Consider the following 19,699-nt stretch of genomic DNA (forward strand, 5'->3'; position numbering starts at 1 on the left):
GTTGCAGGACCGACACAAAGCGCGGGCCGGGGTTCGGCACTGTCAGCGACGCTGCATAGGGTTTTGGTCAACCGCGGACTCCGCGGGAGCAGGGGACCACCGACGAGGGGAAACAGCCGTGACCGTCAACATGACCAAGGGTCAGGCCATCAGCCTGGAGAAGAAGGACGGCGGCTCCCTGAGCGCGGTCCGCATGGGTCTTGGCTGGAAGGCGGCGCCCCGTCGTGGGCTGTTCGGCTCGCGCACCCGGGAGATCGACCTGGACGCCTCGGCGGTGCTGTTCGCCGACAAGCAGCCCGTCGACGTCGTGTTCTTCCGGCACCTGGTGAGTGACGACGGCTCCGTCCGCCACACGGGCGACAACCTCGTCGGCGGCGCGGGCCAGGGCGGCGACGACGAGGCCATCCTCGTCGACCTCGCGCGCGTGCCGGTCCACGTCGACCAGATCATCTTCACCGTGAACTCCTTCACCGGCCAGACCTTCCAGGAAGTGCAGAACGCCTTCTGCCGCCTGGTCGACGAGACCACCGGCCAGGAACTCGCCCGTTACACGCTCGACGGCGGCGGCGAGTACACCGCCCAGATCATGGCGAAGGTGCACCGGTCGGGATCCGGCTGGACGATGACGGCCCTGGGCGTCCCGGCCAGGGGCCGCACCTTCCAGGACCTGGTACCGGCGATCCTGCCGATCCTCTGAGCGCTTCGCCGTAAGGGGGGCGCGGGGGCTGTCCGGCCGCGGTCCGTCAGCGCCCCGAAGGGGCGCGAGGAACTGCGCGACCAGTCACGACGGCGCCGCAGTCGGCCGACGGCCCACCGGCGCACTCCCGGCGGAGCACTCAGTTCCGGTACACGAGGACACGAAACACAGGGAGACGTGGGCCATGGCAGCCGAGCTGGTGCGCGGGCAGAACCACCCGCTCCCGCAGAACCGGATCGAGATCCGGATCTCGGCCGACGTGCCAGTGCTGACCGGGGCCACCCTCGCCGACGAGAGCGGCCGGGTACGGAGCACCGACGGGGTGGTCCATCCTGGCGAGCCCACTCTGCCCGGGATCGAGGTCTCCCGGCAGGCGGCCGCCGACCACCGGCTCGCCGTGGACCTCGACGCCATGCCCGCGGCCGTGCACCGGGTCAGCGTCCTAATCGCCCTGCCCACCACGCCCGACGGTCCGTCCCGCTTCGGCGCCGTCGCCGCACCGCGTGCCGCGGTCACCGGTCTCGACGGCACCGAGATCGCCGGCTACACCCTCATCGGCCTGGACGCCGAGTCGGCGGTCGTCGCCCTGGAGCTGTACCGACGCCAGGCCGCCTGGAAGATCCGTGCGGTGGGCCAGGGCTACGCGGAGGGGCTGACCGGGCTCCTCGCCGATCAGGGCCTGCTCGGAGCCGCCGAACTCGCCCGCGGGATCGAACAGGCGGTGGCGCGCGGCCTGGCCCGTACGGTCCCGGCCCGCACCGCGGACACCGACCGCTCCCGGCGTACGGCCGCCTCCGTCACCGGCCCCGATCTGCCGGGCACTGCTTCCGCAACCGGGTCTCCCTACGATTCCCAGGCACCCGGCGACCCGGCCGGCCGGCGTGCGGCCTCCGACGGGACCGCCGAGTCCGAGCCGACGCCCGGCGACGGCGGCAGGCCCCCGGCTGCCGGCGGACCCCGCGTCCCGGCCGCCCCCACTTCCACCGGCGGTCCCACCGGCGGTCCCACCGGCGGTCCCACCGGCGGTCCCATCGACTACACGCATCCACAGCGCCGGCAGGCGTCCCGGCCTTCGGCACCCGAGACTCCGGCCCCCGAGACTCCGGCCCCGGCGGACGGGCCCGCGCTGCCCGTCGCCGGTGACGCCGCCGGCTGGTCCATGGACGAGCGGCTCTACAACCAGGTCTGGGGCATGTTCGAGGACCTGGCCCGCTCCACCGCCGCCTACCGCAGCGCTGTCGACTTCGCCGAGTCACGCATGGAGAAGGAACTCGACCAGGTCCTCTCCGACCCCCGCAGCCGCCTGGGCTCGGCGGGCGACACCGCACGCGAGGCGGCCCAGGCCCGGCAGGTTCGGCTGGTCGACCAGGCGCAAGCGGTGCTCGACCGGGACCTCGCCCAGCTCACCGCCGAGTCCGAGGTCGTCGAGCCCGCGCTGCCACCCGCGTACGCGCGCTGGGACAGCCCGGTCTGGCACGGCTACCGGGTGCCGACGGAGTCGCCGATGGCCGTCCGGCTGGGTGACCTCCACCTTCCGGAGAGCGCCCCGCTGCGCATCCCGATGCTGGTCCGGCTGCCGTTGGAGCGGGGCCTGTGGATCGACAGCGGCGTGCCCGACGCATCCCTGTTCGAGGAGGCGGGTGAGCTGCGGCACCTCGCCCTGCAGACGGCGGTGGCGCTCGCGGCCCGGCTGCTCGCCGTCCACCCGCCGGGGGAGTTCGGTGTGCAGGTCGTCGACCCGGCGGGGGCCGGTGCGTCCGCGTTCGCACCGCTGACGGAGGCCGGGGTGCTGGACGCGCCGCCCGCGACGGGCGCCGCCGGTGTGACGGGTGTGCTGGGGCGGCTCACAGAGCGCGTCGACCTGGTGCAGATGGCAGTGCGCGGTGGCGCGTCCGACGCGCTTCCGCCCGGCCTGGACACCTCGCGGCACCTGCTGATCGTGCACGACTTCCCGCACGGCTTCGACGACCGGGCCGTCACCCAGCTGCGCTGTCTCGCGGACGAGGGCCCGGACGTCGGCGTCCATCTCCTGCTGGTCGCCGACCGCGAGGACGCCACCCCCTACGGCCCGTTGCTCGATCCGCTCTGGCGTTCACTGATGCGACTCTCCCCGGTACCGGACGACCACCTGGCCGACCCGTGGGTGGGGCATGCCTGGACGTACGAGCCCGGCCTCGTACCGTCCGGCAGTCAGGTGCTCCAGCAGGTGCTGACCAGGGTCGCGACAGCCCGCACCAAGCACATGTAAAGGGCTTCGACCAGCTGATTTGGCCTTCTCTTTGCCAATCGCTTTACCTTTCCTTGGTGATTGGGGTACTGTTTTCCGTACGGAGGGGAGTACTCCCTGTCTGCTGCGGCGTACCCGTCAATACGGATCCGGTCGGATCCCGGGGCGCCGGCCCGTCCCGGGTGGAAGAGACCTCCGGTAGCGCAACGCCGAATCTTTGCCGTTCACTAACCGGAGGCACCAGTGGATGTATCCGTGACCCTGTGGGTCCTCACCATCCTGGGGCTGGCCGCCCTGATCGCGGTGGACTTCTTCATCGGCCGCAAGCCGCATGACGTGTCCGTCAAGGAAGCCGGAATCTGGACAGTCGTCTGGATCGCCCTGGCCGGACTCTTCGGCCTCGGCCTGCTCGTCTTCTCCGGCGGTCAGCCCGCCGGAGAGTTCTTCGCGGGCTTCATCACCGAGAAGTCGCTGAGCGTCGACAACCTCTTCGTCTTCGTCCTGATCATGGCGAAGTTCGCCGTGCCCTCGCAGTACCAGCAGCGGGTGCTGCTCGTCGGTGTCCTCATAGCATTGGTGCTGCGTGCCGTCTTCATCGCCGCGGGCGCCGCGATCCTCGCCAGCTTCTCGTGGGTCTTCTACCTCTTCGGCGCCTTCTTGATCTGGACGGCCTGGAAGCTGATCCAGGAGGCGCGGGCCGACCGGGAGGAAGAGGAGTTCGAGGAGAACAAGCTGCTCAAGGCCGCCGAGCGCAGGTTCGGCGTGGCCGACCGCTACCACGGCACCAAGCTGTGGATCCAGCAGAACGGCAAGCGGGTCATGACCCCGATGCTGGTCGTGATGCTCGCGATCGGTACGACCGACGTCCTGTTCGCACTGGACTCCATCCCCGCGATCTTCGGCCTGACGCAGGACCCGTACATCGTCTTCACGGCCAACGCCTTCGCGCTGATGGGCCTGCGGCAGCTGTACTTCCTCATCGGCGGACTGCTGAAGAAGCTGGTCCACCTCTCCTACGGCCTGTCCATCATCCTCGGCTTCATCGGCGTCAAGCTGGTGCTGCACGCGCTGCACGAGTCCGGCGTCCACGTCCCGGAGATCAGCATCCCGGTGTCCCTCGGCGTGATCTGCGCGGTCCTGATCGTCACCACGATCACCAGTCTCAGGGCGTCCGGGAAGCAGGCGGCGGCCGCGGCGGCGCAGGCCCGGAGCGAAGGCGCTCCGAAGGACAGCATCGACGTCTGACCACGTCGGACGTAGGAACAACCACCCCGCGCAGCGGTGCGAAGCACATTGCCGGCCCACCACCCCGGATGCTTCGTTGGGTGGCGGAACGTCCCCGGTCCGGGGACGCCGCCGCCCGGTGGAGGCAACCGTGACATTCGTCCAGATCATCGACTTCGAGACCGACCGCATCGACGAGCTGAAGGCTCTTGCCGACGAGATGGGCAGCCGGCTCGACGGCCGCGAGAACAGCCCCACCCGCCGCCTGATCCTCCGGGACCGGAACCGGCCGGGACGCTACTTCGGCGTGATCGAGTTCAACTCCTACGAGGAGGCCATGCGGAACAACGACGACCCCGAGACGAGCAAGTTCGCCGAGCAGATGGCCGCCCTGTGCACCCGGCCGCCGTCCTTCACCGACTGTGACGTCGTGGACCTGACCGACTTCACGTAACCGACCGACCGACCGCACTCGCACGCCCCGGGGGCCGCGCCGCGCCGACGGCAGGCCCCCCGGAGGCCGAAAGGAACGGAATGCGAAGCCCGTCCGCCTCTGCCACCATCGCTGCATGATCACTCGGCTCAGGTCGCTCACCACCCAGTGGACGCTCCTCGTGCCGGTGCTCGCGGTCGTCCTGCTCCTGTTCACCTGGGGCCGCAGCCTGCCCGGCGCGGTCGTCGCGCTGGTCACCGTGGTCCTCGCCGGATCGGTCCTCGCCGCGGTCCATCACGCCGAGGTCGTGGCCCACCGGGTCGGCGAACCCTTCGGTTCCCTGGTCCTCGCCATCGCTGTCACGATCATCGAGGTCGCCCTGATCGTCACCCTCATGGCCGACGGCGGTGCCAAGAGCGCCACCCTGGCCCGGGACACCGTCTTCGCGGCCGTGATGATCACCTGCAACGGCATCGTCGGACTCTGCCTCCTCGTCGCCTCGCTCCGCCACGGCACCGCGGTCTTCAATCCGGAGGGCACCGGCGCCGCCCTGGCGACCGTGGCCACCCTGGCCACGCTCAGCCTGGTGCTGCCGACCTTCACCACCAGCAAGCCGGGACCGGAGTTCTCCGGAGTGCAACTGACGTTCGCGGCGCTGTCGTCGCTGATCCTGTACGGACTGTTCGTCACCACCCAGACTGTGCGCCACCGCGACTACTTCCTGCCGATCACCCGGCAGGGCGACCCGATGACCGCCGACGACCACGCCGTGGTCCCGTCCGCGCGGGCCGCCTGGATCAGCCTCGGCCTGCTCGGCCTCGCCCTCGTCGGGGTGGTCGGGCTGGCCAAGGGCGTGTCGCCGACGATCGAGTCCGGAGTGGCGGCGGCCGGCCTGCACCAGGCCGTGGTCGGCGTGGTCATCGCGTTGCTGGTACTGCTCCCCGAGACCATCGCAGCCCTGCGCTCGGCCCGCCGTGACCGGGTGCAGACCAGTCTCAACCTGGCGCTCGGTTCGGCCATGGCAAGCATCGGCCTGACCATCCCCGCCGTGGCCCTGGCCTCCGTCTGGCTCTCCGGCCCCCTGGTCCTCGGCCTGAGCGCCACCCACATGCTGCTGCTCGCGCTGACCGTGGTGGTCAGCTCCCTGACCGTGGTCCCGGGCCGGGCCACACCGCTGCAGGGCGGCGTCCACCTGGTGCTGTTCGCCGCCTACCTGGAACTGGCGATCAACCCGTAGCGGCCCCGGAGGTACTCACCCGGCGACCGGCTCGACCGCCGCCACCGGCACCGGACGCGTCTCCGGCAGCAGCGTGAAGCAGCCCAGGCTCAGCAGCGCGATCGCCGTCAGATACGTCCCCACGGCCCACGGCACGCGCCCGCTGTGCTCCGCAAGCGCCGTTGCGACGATCGGCGTCAGCCCGCCGCCGAGGACCCCGCCGAGGTTGTAGCCGACGGCCGCCCCGGTGCAGCGCAACCTGGGCTCGTACAGCTCCGGCAGGTAGGCGGCGACCACCGCGAACATGGTGATGAAGGCGACCAGGGCACCGGTGAACCCGAGGAACATCAGCAGCGGCTGTCCGGTCGCGAGCAGCGCGACCATCGGGAACATCCACAGCGCCGACGCCGTGCACCCCACGAGGCACAGCCCCCGGCGCCCGTAGCGGTCGCCCAGCAGAGCCATCACCGGCGTGAGCGCCCCCTTCACGACGACGGCGGCCATGACACACGTCAGCATGACGGTACGGCTCACCCCGAGCCGTTCCGTCCCGTACGCCAGCGACCAGGTCGTCACCGCGTAGAACACCGCGTACCCGACCGCGAGCGCCCCCGCCGACAGCAGCACCAGCCGCCAGTGGTGCCGTACGACCTCGGCGAACGGCATGCGCGCGGGCTCCTCGATCTCCAGGAACTGCGGGCTCTCGGGGAGCGAGGAACGCAGCCACAGCCCGCTCAGTGCCAGCGCTCCGGCCGCCCAGAACGGCACCCGCCACCCCCACTGCGCGAACTGGGCGTCCGTCAGGGACGCCGACAGGACCAGCATCACGCCGTTGGCGAGGAGGAAGCCGAAGGCCGGGCCGATCTGCGGAAAGCTCGACCACAGCGCGCGCCGGCCGGCGGGCGCGTGCTCCGCGGTCAACAGTACCGCCCCGCCCCACTCCCCGCCGAGCCCCAGCCCCTGCAGAAAGCGCAGCACCAGCAGCAGCACGGGGGCGGCCATGCCGATGCTGTCGTACGCCGGCACGAACCCGACCGAGACCGTCGAAGCGCCCGTCAGCAGCAGGGACGCGACCAGCACCGGGCGCCGGCCGCGCCGGTCCCCGAGGTGCCCGAACAGCACCGAGCCCAGCGGCCGGGCCACGAACCCCACACCGAACGTCCCGAACGCCGCCAGCGTCCCCGCGAGCGGGGAGAACGTCGGGAAGAACAGCGGCCCCAGGACGAGCGCCGCGGCCGTCCCGTAGACGAAGAAGTCGTAGAACTCGATCGCGGTCCCGGTGAGCGAGGCGGCCGCCAGCCGCAGCATCGACGGGGCGCTTACGGTGCGTGTATCAAGCATGCTCCGTCAACTACCCAGGGTGATCACTGGTTACGGGGGCGCGCGGTGGTGAGACGCCCCTCACAGGAGCCGCCGCGCACCGTGATAGACCGGACCGAGCAGCGGTCCTTGCGGGCCGTTCGTCGTTCCCATGGATGTCGCAGCGAGTTTGTCCCACGGACCGGAGGAATCGTGCCCCGCACCCTGGCCAACGCCCCGATCATGATCCTCAACGGGCCCAACCTGAACCTGCTCGGCCAGCGCCAGCCCGAGATCTACGGCTCCGACACCCTCGCGGACGTCGAGGCCCTGTGCGTCAAGGCGGCGGCCGCGCACGGCGGCACGGTGGACTTCCGGCAGTCCAACCACGAGGGCGAACTGGTCGACTGGATCCACGAGGCGCGGCTCGGACACTGCGGGATCGTCATCAACCCGGGCGCCTACTCGCACACCTCGGTGGCGATCCTGGACGCCCTCAGCACCTGTGACGGCCTGCCGGTGCTCGAGGTCCACATCTCCAACATCCACAAGCGCGAGTCTTTCCGGCACCACTCCTACGTCTCCCTGCGCGCCGACGGAGTGATCGCCGGATGCGGTGTGCAGGGCTATGTGTTCGGCGTGGAGCGGGTGGCGGCACTGGTCGGTGCCGCCACCGCGGAGGCGTAGCGTCTCAGAGCCGGCCGGCCTCCACGATCCGCCGCAGGAAGCGCCGGGTGCGCTCCTGCCGCGGGTCGCCGAACACCTGCTCGGCGGTGCCGCGTTCGAGTACGACACCGCCGTCGAGGAAGCAGACCTGGTCGGCGACGTCCCGCGCGAAGCCCATCTCGTGCGTGGCCAGCACCATGGTCATCCCTTGGCCCTTGAGATCACGGACCACGGTGAGCACCTCGCCCACCAGTTCCGGGTCGAGGGCGGCGGTGATCTCGTCCAGCAGCAGCAGTCGGGGCCGCACCGCCAGGGCGCGCACGATCGCCACCCGCTGCTGCTGACCGCCGCTCAGCCGGTCCGGATAGGCGCCGGCCTTGTCGCCCAGCCCGAGGCGTGCGAGCAGCTCCCCGGCCCGCTCCTCGGCCTCCGCGCGGGAGAGGCCGTGCACCCGGCGCGGCGCCAGGGTGATGTTGTCCAGGACGGTCATGTGCGGGAAGAGGTTGTACGCCTGGAAGACCACGCCGATACGGCGGCGCACCGCGTCCTGGTCGGCGCGCGGGTCGGTGATCTCCTCGCCGTCCAGCCAGATGGCGCCGTCGTCGATCTCCTCCAGGAGGTTGGCGCAGCGCAGCAACGTCGACTTGCCGGACCCGGAGGCGCCGATCAGCGCCGTCACCGTGTGCGGGGCGACCTCCAGGTCCACGTCCCGCAGCACGACCGAGTCCCCGAACGTCTTGCGGACGGACTCCATGCGCAGCACAGGCGCGTCGCTCATATGGTTCCTCCCTGGGCCCGCCGCCGGTCCATCCGGGCCGTCACCCAGTCGGTGAAACGGGTCATCGGGATGGTCAGCGCCACGAAGACCAGCCCGGCCACGATGTACGGCGTGTAGTTGAGGCTGCGCTGGGCGATGATGTCGGACGCCCGTACGGCGTCGATGGCGCCGCCGATGGAGACGAGTCCCGTGTCCTTCTGCAACGACACCAGGTCGTTCAGCAGAGGCGGCACCTGACGGCGCACGGCCTGGGGGAGCACCACATACCGCAGCGCCTGGCGGTTGGTCAGCCCCAGCGAGCGGGCCGCGGCGCGCTGCGAGGGGTGCACGGACTCGATGCCCGCGCGGAACACCTCGGCGACGTAGGCGGAGTACGTCAGCGTCAGCGCCGTCCCGCCCAGCAGCACGGGGTCGACGGTCACGCCCTGGAGGCGCAGCGCGGGCACCCCGAAGACGACGATCATCAGGTTGATGATCAGCGGTAGACCGCGGAAGAAGTCCGTGTAGGCCGCCGCCAGCGCGCGCAGGGGGAAGAAGACAGGGCCCGGCAGCGTACGGGCGATGGCGATCAGCATGCCCAGGGCGAGCACCACTACGCCGCAGATCAGCAGCAGCCGGACGTTGAGCCACAGGCCTTCGAGGACCTTGGGGAACGCCTCGCGCGCGTACTGGCCGTCGAAGAAGGTCTCCTTGGTGCGCTCCCATCCCGGCGCGCTGACCACGACCAGGTAGAGGACGACGGTCGTGACCAGGGTCGACAGCGCGGCGATCGCGGTCGCGCGACGGGCGCGGGCACGCTTGTAGCGCTCCCGCTCCAGCCGCCGTTCGGAGGGGGTGTAGCCGTCGTGACCGTCGGCGCCCCCGGGGGCACCGGCGGGCATGTCGCCCTTGTCGTCCGCGCCCTCCTGGCCGGACTCGTCCTTGGTGAGCGTCACTTGAGCACCGGAGCGTCGACGGCGTCGGACAGCCACTGCTTCTCCAGCTTCGCCAGGGTGCCGTCCTTGCGCAGGGCGTCCACGGCCGACGTCACGCAGGAGGTGAGGCCGCTGTCCTTGTCGAGTACGAGCCCGAACTGCTCGGGGGTACCGCTCTGGTTCTCGAACTGACCGACGATCTTGGCGTTCGTCACCTGGGCCGCGGTGACGTAGAAGGCGGTCGGCAGGTCGACGACGATCGCGTCCACCTGGCCGTTCTTGAGGGCCGAGATGGCCTGGTCGTTCTTGGAGAACGCGGCCGCCTCCTGCGACGGCTTCACCACGTCGCTGATGTAGTTCAGGCTGGTCGTGCCGACCTGGGCGCCCAGCTTGAGACTCTTCAGGTCCGCGATGCTCGTCGCCTTCGCGGCCTTGCTGCCCTTGAGCGCGACGACCGCCTGGCGCACGTCGTAGTAGCCGGACGAGAAGTCCACGGCCTTCTTGCGCTCGGCGCTGATGGACACCTGGTTGATGTCGAAGTCGAAGGTCTTCACACCGGGCGCGAACGCCTTGTTGAACGGCACGCTCTGCCAGACGACGGCGCTCCTGTCGTACCCCAGCTGCTTCGCCACGGCGTAGGCGACCGCCGACTCGAAGCCCTCGCCGTTGGCCGGCTTGTCGTCCTTGAACCACGGCTCGTAGGCCGGTTCGTCCGTCGCGATGGTCAGCTTGCCGGAGGTCCGGGTCGCCAACTTGCCCTTGGCACAGGTGGTTCCGGCCGACGAGGAGGACCCGCCGGACGCCTTGTCGTCCGGCTGCGGAGCGCAGCCGACGGCGGTGGCGAGCAGGGCTATGGTGGCAGCGGCGGCAGCGCGGCGCAGTGCGCTCGGGGCAGGGTGCATGGCGGGAGAGTGACAGCGAACGCCGCGTTTGTCCACGTCAAGCGGGTGTTTGTCCGCATACTGGGAACGGGTGTTGCGGTCTTGTGAACGCTGCGCGGGGGAGAGCGGACTCGCCGCATGCCGGGCCGCCGGCCGAGGGCGGGGAATGATGACCGGCGGCCCGTACCGCGCAGGAGCCGTCATCCTGTGCGGGGCTGCACCAGCTTGACGGCGCCACGGCGCGCGCGGGGAGCGTGCGCCGGAGGCCGGTGCGTGCGAACTCTTCACACGGGGCGCGCGATGGGCCTGCGCGCCCCGTGCTCACCACCGTCGCGCCCCGCACTCACCACCCGCGTGCGTGCCACTCCGGCAGATGCGGGCGCTCGGTGCCCAGCGTGGTGTCGTTGCCGTGCCCCGGGTACACCCAGGTCTCGTCCGGGAGCTCGCCGAAGATCTTCGTCTCGACGTCGTGGATCAGGCTGGCGAACGCCTTGGGATCCTTGCGCGTGTTGCCGACGCCCCCGGGGAAGAGGCAGTCCCCGGTGAAGACATGCGGATGGCCGTGCGGGTCGTCGTAGACCAGGGCGATGGAGCCCGGGGTGTGGCCGACCAGATGGCGGGCGGTCAGTTCGACGCGGCCGACCCGGATCACGTCGCCGTCGCCGACCAGGACATCGGTGGTGACCGGGATGCCGGGGGCGTCCTCGCGGCCCGCGTAGGTGCGCGCACCGGTCGCGGCGACCACCTCGGCCAGCGCCTGCCAGTGATCGCCGTGCTGATGCGTGGTGACGACGGACGCGATGCCGTCGTCACCGATCATGCCGAGGAGCGTCTCCGCGTCGTTGGCCGCGTCGATCAGCAGCTGCTCGTCGGTGGCGCGGCAGCGCAGCAGATAGGCGTTGTTGTCCATCGGCCCGACCGCGATCTTGGTGATCATCAGGTCCTTGAGCTCGTGCACGTCCGCCGGTCCGCCGACCGTCACCTCTCCGCTGTACGTCATGGCGGTCAGCCTATAGCGGGGAGGGCGTGCCGATGTGCCGCGCGCCGCACGCGCGCTACAGCGGCGGAAGCGCGGGCAGGGGGCCGCCCTTCACGACCAGGGCCGAGCCGTCGCGGCGGCCGGCGAGCCAGCCCAGCAGGTCGGCGGCGGGGCCCTCGACGGCGACCGGATCTCCCGGCGCGCCGCCGCCCGTCGTCCAGACCTGACCGCCGTCACTGCGCAGACCGGTCGGCGGGACCTCCCGGTGCCCGTTGAAGCGGTCCGCCAGGAAGCCGATCTCCCGCTCGGTGAACTCCGCCGGGAGATCCTCCAGCTCGTACCCGATCCCGAGATCGACATGGTGCAGCTCGACCTCGGCCCAGCGCCGGAACGGCACCCGGGAAGCGCTGTCGGTGACCCCGTTGCGCAGCTCCACCGTGCGTGTCCAGTCCGCGGGCTCGGCCGCCAGGGCCCGGAAGCCGGCGTGGCTCGCGCGCAGGTCGTCGAGCTGGACGTCGAGCGGACGCGGCGCGTCACGCTCGATGTCGGCGTCGCGCGCCTCGGCGGAGACGTACATGGGACGTCCGCCCAGGACGTTGCCGAGCGCGTCCGCGTTGCGGGCCAGGTGGGCCAGGACGTGGCCGACCGTCCAGCCGGGCAGCCGTGACGGTCGCGCACCGGCCGCGTTGTCCAGTGCGGCGACTGCGGTGAGGAGCCGTTCGGTCGCTTCGTGTACAGACGCCAGGTCATGAGCGTGATCAATCATGGGGCTGACAGTAGCTCCGTCACACCTTCTGGTGAAGGTTTCGCACGAGCACCGTAAATCGAATGCGCGTGCTATATCGTCGGTGGCGGCGTCGGGCATGCTGGATGGTCCGGGATTGTTTACGCATCCAGGAATCCATCCGGCGTTGTCAGTGGCTCCCCCTAGTCTGAAGAAGCACGGGGCTCTGCCCCTGTCACTTCTCTCAAGAAAGGTGCGGACCGGCTGTGGCCGACCGTCTCATCGTCCGTGGCGCGCGCGAGCACAACCTGAAGAACGTCTCGCTCGACCTGCCTCGTGACTCGCTCATCGTCTTCACGGGTCTGTCCGGGTCGGGCAAGTCCTCCCTGGCCTTCGACACGATCTTCGCCGAGGGCCAGCGGCGCTACGTGGAGTCGCTCTCCTCGTACGCCCGCCAGTTCCTCGGGCAGATGGACAAGCCGGACGTGGACTTCATCGAAGGCCTGTCCCCCGCGGTGTCCATCGACCAGAAGTCGACCTCGCGCAACCCGCGCTCGACGGTCGGCACCATCACCGAGGTCTACGACTACCTCCGGCTGCTCTTCGCGCGCATCGGCAAGCCGCACTGCCCCGAGTGCGGCCGCCCGATCTCCCGCCAGTCGCCGCAGGCCATCGTGGACAAGGTCCTGGAGCTGCCGGAGGGGAGCCGCTTCCAGGTGCTCTCGCCGCTGGTGCGCGAGCGCAAGGGCGAGTTCGTCGACCTCTTCGCCGACCTCCAGACCAAGGGCTACTCCCGCGCGCGCGTGGACGGCGAGACCATCCAGCTCTCCGAGCCGCCGGCCCTGAAGAAGCAGGAGAAGCACACCATCGAGGTGGTCGTCGACCGCCTCACGGTGAAGGGCACCGCCAAGCGCCGCCTCACCGACTCCGTGGAGACCGCGCTCGGCCTGTCGGGCGGCATGGTCGTGCTCGACTTCGTCGACCTCCCCGAGGGCGACCCGGAGCGCGAGCGCATGTACTCGGAGCACCTCTACTGCCCGTACGACGACCTGTCCTTCGAGGAGCTGGAGCCCCGCTCCTTCTCCTTCAACTCGCCCTTCGGCGCCTGCCCCGAGTGCACCGGCATCGGCACGCGCATGGAGGTCGACCCGGAGCTGATCGTCCCGGACGAGGACAAGTCGCTCGACGAGGGTGCCATCCACCCGTGGTCGCACGGCCACACCAAGGACTACTTCGGCCGCCTGATCGGCGCCCTCGCGGACGCGCTGGGATTCCGTACGGACATCCCCTTCGCCGGGCTGCCGCAGCGTGCCAAGAAGGCCCTGCTCTACGGCCACAAGACCCAGATCGAGGTCCGCTACCGCAACCGGTACGGCCGCGAGCGCGTGTACACCACGCCCTTCGAGGGCGCCGTGCCGTTCGTCAAGCGCCGGCACAGCGAGGCCGAGAGCGACGCCAGCCGCGAGCGCTTCGAGGGCTACATGCGCGAGGTGCCCTGCCCGACGTGCCAGGGCACGCGCCTGAAGCCGATCGTCCTCGCGGTCACGATCATGGACAGGTCGATCGCCGAGATCGCGGCGATGTCCATCAGCGACTGCGCCGAATTCCTGGGTGAGCTCAAGCTCAACGCGCGCGACAAGAAGATCGCCGAGCGCGTGCTCAAGGAGGTCAACGAACGGCTGAAGTTCCTGGTCGACGTCGGCCTGGACTACCTCTCGCTGAACCGCGCGGCCGGCACCCTCTCCGGCGGCGAGGCCCAGCGCATCCGCCTGGCCACCCAGATCGGCTCCGGCCTCGTCGGCGTCCTGTACGTCCTCGACGAGCCGTCGATCGGCCTGCACCAGCGCGACAACCACCGGCTGATCGAGACCCTCGTCCGGCTGCGTGACATGGGCAACACACTCATCGTCGTCGAGCACGACGAGGACACCATCAAGGTCGCCGACTGGGTCGTCGACATCGGCCCCGGCGCGGGCGAGCACGGCGGCAAGGTCGTGCACAGCGGCTCCCTGAAGGAACTGCTGGTGAACGAGGAGTCGCAGACCGGCCAGTACCTGTCGGGCAGGAAGGCGATCCCGCTGCCCGACATCCGCCGCCCGCAGGACCCGTCCCGCCGGCTCACCGTGCACGGCGCCCGCGAGAACAACCTCCAGGACATCGACGTGTCCTTCCCGCTGGGTGTGTTCACGGCCGTCACGGGCGTGTCCGGATCCGGCAAGTCGACGCTGGTCAACGACATCCTGTACACGCACCTGGCCCGCGAGCTGAACGGCGCGCGGAACGTCCCCGGCCGGCACACACGCGTGGACGGCGACGACCTCGTGGACAAGGTCGTGCACGTCGACCAGTCGCCCATCGGCCGCACCCCGCGGTCGAACCCGGCGACGTACACCGGTGTCTTCGACCACATCCGCAAGCTGTTCGCCGAGACCACCGAGGCGAAGGTCCGCGGCTACCTGCCGGGCCGCTTCTCCTTCAACGTCAAGGGCGGCCGCTGCGAGAACTGCGCGGGCGACGGCACCATCAAGATCGAGATGAACTTCCTCCCGGACGTCTACGTCCCGTGCGAGGTCTGCCACGGTGCCCGGTACAACCGGGAGACCCTGGAGGTCCACTACAAGGGCAAGTCCATCTCCGAGGTCCTGAACATGCCGATCGAGGAGGCCACGGCATTCTTCGAGGCCGTCCCGTCGATCGCCCGCCACCTGAACACACTGAAGGACGTCGGCCTCGGCTACGTCCGACTCGGCCAGTCCGCGACCACCCTGTCCGGCGGCGAGGCGCAGCGTGTGAAGCTCGCCAGCGAACTGCAGAAGCGCTCCACCGGCCGCACGGTCTACGTCCTGGACGAGCCGACCACCGGTCTGCACTTCGAGGACATCAGCAAGCTGCTGAAGGTCCTCGGGGGCCTGGTCGACAAGGGCAACACGGTCATCGTCATCGAGCACAACCTCGACGTGATCAAGACCGCTGACTGGGTCGTCGACATGGGCCCGGAGGGCGGCGCCGGCGGCGGCCTCGTCGTCGCGGAGGGCACGCCCGAGGAGGTCGCCGCGGTCCCGGCCAGCCACACCGGCAAGTTCCTGCGCGAGATCCTCGGCGCCGACCGCATCAGCGACGCCAGCTCCGTGAAGGCGCCGCGCAGGACGGCGGCGAAGAAGACCGTCGCGGCCAAGTCGACGGCGAGGAGGACGGCGACCGCCACGACCGCCGACAACACGGCCACGAAGAAGGCGGCCGGAGCCACGAAGAAGACGGCTCCCGCGAAGAAGACGACGCGGCCCCGCAAGGCCTGAGGCCGCTGGGTGACGGGTCCGGAAAAGTACAGAAAAGTGCGGCGCCCCATGGGAACTTCCCGCGGGGCGCCGCTCGTTCCACGATCAGCCGCCGGATTTCCGCGGCCACGACGGACCTTGACCCCTCAACAGCGAGTCAGAGAGCGAAGCCTTCGAGTTCGGAGGCGTACGGCGGTTCCGCACCCGCCCGGGAGCACGTGACCGCGGCCGCCCGCGCCGCGAATCGCAGCAGCCTCGTCCACCCGTCGGCGCCCAGTCCCAGGAGCGCCTCGGCGGACAGGGCGTCCTGAGCTGCCAGACCATGCAGCAGGGCCGCGTTCACGGTGTCACCGGCGCCGATCGTGTCCACGACGGCGACCTCCTCACCGGGAACGGCGTACACGGTGCCGTCGCGGGTGAAGGCGCTGAGACCGTCACCCCCATGCGTGACCACCACGGCCGCGGGCCCCGCCGCCAGCCATTCGTGCGGGGTGCCGCCCAGCCACAGGGCGTCCTCCGCCGAGAGCTTGAGGAGGGTCACCGAGGGCAGCCAGCTCTTGAAGCGGGCCCGGTAGGCGTCCGGATCCGTGATCAGACCCGCCCGGATGTTCGGGTCGAGTGCGGTGAACAGGCCCTGCCCGGCCGCGTCGCGCATCAGCTCCTCATAGGCGCTCGCCCCCGGTTCCAGGACCAGCGAGAGAGTACCGAAGGAGACGGCCCTGGTCGTTGCGGGGAGACCGGCGGGGGTGGTGAACAGGCGGTCGGCCGTGCCCTCGACGTAGAAGGAGTAGGAGGCGGAGCCCCGCGGGTCGATCGTGGCGGCCGCGAGGGTGGTCGGCTCCGGGCCGCGCTCCACCAGGGAGACGTCCACACCCGCCCGCCGCAGCCCGTCCAGCAGGGCCTCGCCGAAGGCGTCGTCGGAGGCGCGGGAGCAGAACGCGGTGGCGGAGCCCAGGCGGCCGAGGGCCACGGCCGTGTTGTACGGGCCGCCGCCGAGCGCCGGCTGCAGGGGCGCGAGGGCGCCCGTGCCCTGCGGTACCAGGTCGATCAGTGCCTCACCGGCGACGACGATCACGAGAGGGTTCCTTTCCCGGGGTGCTGAAGGGCGCTGGACGTGCTGGGGGCGTTGCGGGTACGAGGGGGGTCCTCGTCGGTGTCCTCCTCCAGGCACCCGCAGGACGTCCGATGCACGAAGGCGCAGGGGAGCCGTACGGTCCGGGCGGGCCGGCCGGGTGACGCCAGCCGTTCCAGGAGCACCCGGACCGCCTCGGCGCCGAGTTCCCTGCTGGGCTGGGCGATGGCGGTGAGCCGGGGCGAGAAGAGATCGGCCCAGGCGAAGTCGTCGAAGCAGCACAGGGCGATGCCGTCCGGTACGGAGAGGCCCCGTGTGCGCAGCGCGCGCAGGGCGCCGATGGTCATCGCGTTGTTGGCGGTGACCAGTGCCGTGGGCGGGGCGGCGAGCGACAGCAGGGCGGCGGTGGCCTGCTCGCCACCCGCGGCCTCCGAGTTGCCCGGGACGATCAGGTCCTGGTCGAGCGGCAGCCCGGCCGCGGCCAGTCCCTGCCGGTAGCCGGCGATCCGCTCGCCGGTGGTGCTCAGCCCGGGCAGCCCCGCGACCAGGCCGATCCGGCGGTGCCCGAGACCCGCGAGGTGGGTGACGAGCCGGGCCGTCGGCTCGGTGTTCTCGGCGCAGACCTGGTCGAAGGGCGAGGCGGGGTCCGCGTGGCCGTCGACGATCCGGTCGAGGAGGACGGTCGGTACGGCATGACGGCCGAGGTAGGCGAGGAGCGCACGCGGGTCGGCGGAGGGAGCGACGATCAGGCCGTCGACCCGGCGCTCGTGGAGGAGCTGGACGACCTTGCGTTCATGCTCGGGGTCGTCGTGCGGGTCGGCGATGAGCAGGCTGTAGCCGTGTTCCAGGACGGCTGCCTCGACGCCCTGGAGGATCTCCGTGAAGTAGGGGTTGCTGATCGCCGACACCGCCAGCCCGATGGAACGGGTGCGAGAGGTGACCAGGGAGCGGGCGAGGGTGTTGGGCGTGTAACCCAGTTCCTCGATGGCGTCGAGCACGGCCTGACGGGTGTGGGGCAGCACCGGGCGGGTCTCGTTCAGCACATGGGAGACGGTCGCCACGGAGACGCCGGCGCTGCGGGCGACGTCGGCCATGGTGGGCATGAGGCTCCCTTTGTCGCGTACCGCCCCGGGCGCGGGCTCTGTGGTTCCGGCTCGGGCCGCCGGTGCCGCATCCGTGCGTGACCGGCACGCCGGTTCACGCTCGGGCCGCCGCGCGGAGCCTTCGGCCGGAAGCTACCCCATCCACCACGGCCGCGTAAACGCTTGCGCAAGCGTTTACGCGCTATCGAGCGAGCCGCGCCCGCGCTACGCCCCCCACCCCCGAAGCAGGACGATCCGCCCGGGTACTGTCTTCCCGCACGGTCCTGGGCGGCTGTCTCCCGGAGTCCCGCCTGCCCCGCCCCGACCCACCTGGAGCCCCGCGTGCCCGCCCGCCCCTTCACGAGTCGCCGTACCCTCCTGCGCGGAGCGGCCGTCACATCGGTAGCCGGACTGGGAGCGGCCGCCTGTCAGGCACCCGGTGGTGCGGCCACGGCGGACGCCACGCCGACCGTGCCCGTCGACCTCGGAGCCGGCAGCGAGGTCGCCGAGGGCGGAGCCCGGCTCTACCGGGAGCACAACGTGGTTGTCAGCCGGTCATCCGACGGTGCGCTGAAGGCGTACAGCACGATCTGCACGCACGCGGGGTGCCCGATCGACAGGCTCCGGGGCACGACCCTGGTCTGCCCCTGCCACGGCAGCGAGTTCGACGCCGCGACCGGGAAGGTGGTGCGGTCACCGGCCACCGAGCCGCTGAACGGACTGCCGGTCAAGGAGGCGAACGGCCGGATCGTGGCGGGACCCGGCGCCTGATCGGGGATTGGGCGTCAGCGCCGGTTCATTCCCAGTCCCAGCCGATCCCCAGCAGTCCCGGCCGTACCCGGGGCTCGACCAGGTGCACGGAGCGGTGCAGCCCGCTCAGCGGCAGGGTCTGACGGCCGCTGCGGGGAGCCGCCGCCGAGTGCTGGGCGAACCGATGGCAGCGGGTCGGCAGTGCGTCGGCGGCAAAACGCACCTGAAGGGTGTACTGGCCGCCCGGAAAGCCGAAGCCGCGGACGTACTCGCGTGAGACACCGGCCGTGCCGTCCTCGACGGCGTAGCGGAAGAGGAAGGTGTCACCGGAGCGCAGGCGCGTGCCGAAGAGGAGCTCGGCGACGAGGAGGCCGGTCTCCTCGTCCGCACGGACACGTCCCGCACGGCAGTTCTCCAGCGCACGCACGGTCATGTGCTGCGGGGCGCAGCCGGGATCGCCGTGGTGGACTGCCACGAAGCGGTCGACGCCGTCCCGGTGGGCGCGCACGATGTGCTGCGACTCGCGGGCGGCCAGTTCCCGGTGGGTGCCGATCCGCACCTGCTCGTGGTGTCCCAGGGTGTGCAGGCCGCCGTCGAGGGACCAGCCGAGTTCGGCCTGCAGCCGGTCGAGGACGTCGCAGGCCTCGATCAGGGAGCGGTAGGAGCGGGCGGCGGGGCGGCGCGCGGCGGTTTCCTGCTCGGTGGTCTCCGTGAGCAGCCGGATCAGGGACTCGTCCGGGAGCTGGAGTATCTCCTCCAGCGCGCGGACGGCCCGCAGCGACTCCGGGCGCTGCGGCCGGCGGGCGCCCTGCTGCCAGTAACTCAGGCTGGTGACGCCCACTTTGACGCCGTAGCGGGACAGGTGGTGCTGCACGCGCTGGAGCGGCAGCCCGCGGGCGGCGATCGCGGCGCGCAGAGCCACGTGAAAGGGGCCGCCGCGCAGGGCCGAGTCCAGTTCCGCGGTCGCGACGTCCGCGTGCTGTGTGCCGTGCCGCATGCAGGGGGCCTTTCTGTCGGGGGGTTCAACGGCTGGTCAGGCCGTTGGCGCGGTTCGGGGCCACCCCGTCGGCGCCGGGGCGGCCGCATCTGGGCAGGCCGCGTCCGCAGGCCGTCGCTCACGGCCCCGAGTTCCCCCGCATTGAAGCGTGTTGACCAATCCCCGACAACACCTTCGGCCGGTCCGGGGCGCCCGCCTGGCCGGGGCGCGACCCCGTCCACCGGCGGGAGGGTGCGGGCGTGGCCGGGCCGCTCTCGGCCAGGAGGCCGGAGATCGTTCGTGGGCGAGGGGGCGATTTGGGGAGGAAGCGGAGCAAGATCCGTCACGATCGGCGGGTCCGCGCCGGGCCGGTCGCGCGCGGGGTCCCTGCCCGCGATATGCCGGAACGGCTCGCGAAGTCGCCAAGGTGTCCGATTCCCCGACCCGCCCCGCCGGGTGCGCAGAGGCAGCGAGCAGGCGGCCGCGCGCGTCCCGGCTACCCGCTG

Annotated in this window: 17 protein-coding genes; 8 read left to right on the forward strand and 9 right to left on the reverse strand. The window is 71.0% G+C overall.

Going from position 1 to position 19,699, the window contains the following annotated elements; translation table 11 throughout:
- The first annotated feature begins 118 nt into the window (after window positions 1–118).
- From BLW82_RS32425 to BLW82_RS32445, 5 genes are all read left to right on the forward strand, one after another.
- Window positions 119–697, forward strand: a complete 579-nt coding sequence (locus tag BLW82_RS32425; protein WP_093504447.1) for a TerD family protein — start codon at window positions 119–121, stop codon at window positions 695–697.
- Between the two features lie 184 nt (window positions 698–881).
- Window positions 882–2,945 carry a TerD family protein gene (locus BLW82_RS32430; protein WP_093504449.1) on the forward strand — a complete coding sequence of 688 codons (2,064 nt, stop codon included), beginning with the start codon at window positions 882–884 and terminating at the stop codon, window positions 2,943–2,945.
- Window positions 2,946–3,167: 222 nt separating this feature from the next.
- The gene (locus BLW82_RS32435; protein ID WP_177233146.1) at window positions 3,168–4,169 is read left to right on the forward strand and encodes a TerC family protein; all 1,002 of its coding nucleotides are present in this window, start codon (window positions 3,168–3,170) and stop codon (window positions 4,167–4,169) included.
- 130 nt (window positions 4,170–4,299) lie between these two features.
- Complete coding sequence (locus BLW82_RS32440; protein WP_177233147.1) at window positions 4,300–4,602, forward strand: hypothetical protein; 303 nt, start codon at window positions 4,300–4,302, stop codon at window positions 4,600–4,602.
- Between the two features lie 115 nt (window positions 4,603–4,717).
- Window positions 4,718–5,818 (forward strand): calcium:cation antiporter, encoded by a 1,101-nt coding sequence (locus tag BLW82_RS32445; RefSeq protein WP_093504455.1) that lies wholly within the window; start codon window positions 4,718–4,720, stop codon window positions 5,816–5,818.
- Between the two features lie 15 nt (window positions 5,819–5,833).
- On the opposite strand, the gene BLW82_RS32450 is transcribed toward BLW82_RS32445, so the two are convergent.
- Window positions 5,834–7,138: an MFS transporter gene (locus tag BLW82_RS32450; RefSeq protein ID WP_256216029.1), complete on the reverse strand. Its 1,305-nt coding sequence runs from the start codon at window positions 7,136–7,138 to the stop codon at window positions 5,834–5,836.
- Between the two features lie 171 nt (window positions 7,139–7,309).
- Here BLW82_RS32450 and aroQ point away from each other — a divergent pair, with 171 nt between their 5' ends.
- Window positions 7,310–7,783 (forward strand): type II 3-dehydroquinate dehydratase, encoded by a 474-nt coding sequence (gene aroQ / locus BLW82_RS32455; RefSeq protein ID WP_093504459.1) that lies wholly within the window; start codon window positions 7,310–7,312, stop codon window positions 7,781–7,783.
- Window positions 7,784–7,787: 4 nt separating this feature from the next.
- On the opposite strand, the gene BLW82_RS32460 is transcribed toward aroQ, so the two are convergent.
- The 5 genes from BLW82_RS32460 to BLW82_RS32480 form a co-directional block, all read right to left on the reverse strand.
- A complete protein-coding gene (locus BLW82_RS32460; protein WP_093504461.1) occupies window positions 7,788–8,540 on the reverse strand; it encodes an amino acid ABC transporter ATP-binding protein in 753 nt (250 codons plus the stop codon).
- Window positions 8,537–9,475, reverse strand: a complete 939-nt coding sequence (locus BLW82_RS32465; RefSeq protein WP_093504463.1) for an amino acid ABC transporter permease — start codon at window positions 9,473–9,475, stop codon at window positions 8,537–8,539. Before BLW82_RS32465 ends, BLW82_RS32460 begins: the two co-directional genes overlap by 4 nt.
- Window positions 9,472–10,356: an ABC transporter substrate-binding protein gene (locus BLW82_RS32470; protein ID WP_093504465.1), complete on the reverse strand. Its 885-nt coding sequence runs from the start codon at window positions 10,354–10,356 to the stop codon at window positions 9,472–9,474. Before BLW82_RS32470 ends, BLW82_RS32465 begins: the two co-directional genes overlap by 4 nt.
- Window positions 10,357–10,678: 322 nt before the next feature.
- A complete protein-coding gene (locus BLW82_RS32475) occupies window positions 10,679–11,335 on the reverse strand; it encodes an MBL fold metallo-hydrolase (protein ID WP_093504467.1) in 657 nt (218 codons plus the stop codon).
- Between the two features lie 55 nt (window positions 11,336–11,390).
- On the reverse strand, window positions 11,391–12,080 hold the full coding sequence (locus BLW82_RS32480; protein WP_093504469.1) for a maleylpyruvate isomerase family mycothiol-dependent enzyme: 690 nt from the start codon (window positions 12,078–12,080) through the stop codon (window positions 11,391–11,393).
- A gap of 224 nt (window positions 12,081–12,304) precedes the next feature.
- On the opposite strand from BLW82_RS32480, the gene uvrA reads away from it, so the two are divergent.
- Window positions 12,305–15,334: an excinuclease ABC subunit UvrA gene (gene uvrA, locus BLW82_RS32485; protein WP_093504471.1), complete on the forward strand. Its 3,030-nt coding sequence runs from the start codon at window positions 12,305–12,307 to the stop codon at window positions 15,332–15,334.
- 136 nt (window positions 15,335–15,470) lie between these two features.
- Here uvrA and BLW82_RS32490 read toward each other — a convergent pair whose 3' ends face one another.
- Both BLW82_RS32490 and BLW82_RS32495 read right to left on the reverse strand, forming a co-directional pair.
- Window positions 15,471–16,388: a carbohydrate kinase family protein gene (locus tag BLW82_RS32490; RefSeq protein ID WP_093504473.1), complete on the reverse strand. Its 918-nt coding sequence runs from the start codon at window positions 16,386–16,388 to the stop codon at window positions 15,471–15,473.
- Window positions 16,385–17,488, reverse strand: coding sequence for a LacI family DNA-binding transcriptional regulator (locus BLW82_RS32495; protein ID WP_093504475.1), 1,104 nt, complete (start codon window positions 17,486–17,488; stop codon window positions 16,385–16,387). Before BLW82_RS32495 ends, BLW82_RS32490 begins: the two co-directional genes overlap by 4 nt.
- 321 nt (window positions 17,489–17,809) lie before the next feature.
- Here BLW82_RS32495 and BLW82_RS32500 point away from each other — a divergent pair, with 321 nt between their 5' ends.
- Entirely contained in the window at window positions 17,810–18,238 is a 429-nt protein-coding gene (locus BLW82_RS32500) for a Rieske (2Fe-2S) protein (RefSeq protein WP_093504477.1), read from the forward strand.
- 25 nt (window positions 18,239–18,263) lie between these two features.
- On the opposite strand, the gene BLW82_RS32505 is transcribed toward BLW82_RS32500, so the two are convergent.
- A complete protein-coding gene (locus BLW82_RS32505; RefSeq protein WP_093504479.1) occupies window positions 18,264–19,214 on the reverse strand; it encodes a hypothetical protein in 951 nt (316 codons plus the stop codon).
- Between the last annotated feature and the right edge of the window lie 485 nt (window positions 19,215–19,699).

The organism is Streptomyces sp. Ag109_O5-10, from assembly GCF_900105755.1.
GTDB lineage: Bacteria > Actinomycetota > Actinomycetes > Streptomycetales > Streptomycetaceae > Streptomyces.

Bases quoted from the DNA above. Each gene is read 5' to 3' on its own strand.
- BLW82_RS32480 (WP_093504469.1), bottom strand. From the start codon at position 12,080: ATGATTGATCACGCTCATGACCTGGCGTCTGTACACGAAGCGACCGAA.
- BLW82_RS32475 (WP_093504467.1), bottom strand. From the start codon at position 11,335: ATGACGTACAGCGGAGAGGTGACGGTCGGCGGACCGGCGGACGTGCAC.
- BLW82_RS32495 (WP_093504475.1), bottom strand. From the start codon at position 17,488: ATGCCCACCATGGCCGACGTCGCCCGCAGCGCCGGCGTCTCCGTGGCG.
- BLW82_RS32460 (WP_093504461.1), bottom strand. From the start codon at position 8,540: ATGAGCGACGCGCCTGTGCTGCGCATGGAGTCCGTCCGCAAGACGTTC.
- BLW82_RS32505 (WP_093504479.1), bottom strand. From the start codon at position 19,214: ATGCGGCACGGCACACAGCACGCGGACGTCGCGACCGCGGAACTGGAC.
- BLW82_RS32445 (WP_093504455.1), top strand. From the start codon at position 4,718: ATGATCACTCGGCTCAGGTCGCTCACCACCCAGTGGACGCTCCTCGTG.
- BLW82_RS32430 (WP_093504449.1), top strand. From the start codon at position 882: ATGGCAGCCGAGCTGGTGCGCGGGCAGAACCACCCGCTCCCGCAGAAC.
- BLW82_RS32450 (WP_256216029.1), bottom strand. From the start codon at position 7,138: ATGCTTGATACACGCACCGTAAGCGCCCCGTCGATGCTGCGGCTGGCG.
- BLW82_RS32470 (WP_093504465.1), bottom strand. From the start codon at position 10,356: ATGCACCCTGCCCCGAGCGCACTGCGCCGCGCTGCCGCCGCTGCCACC.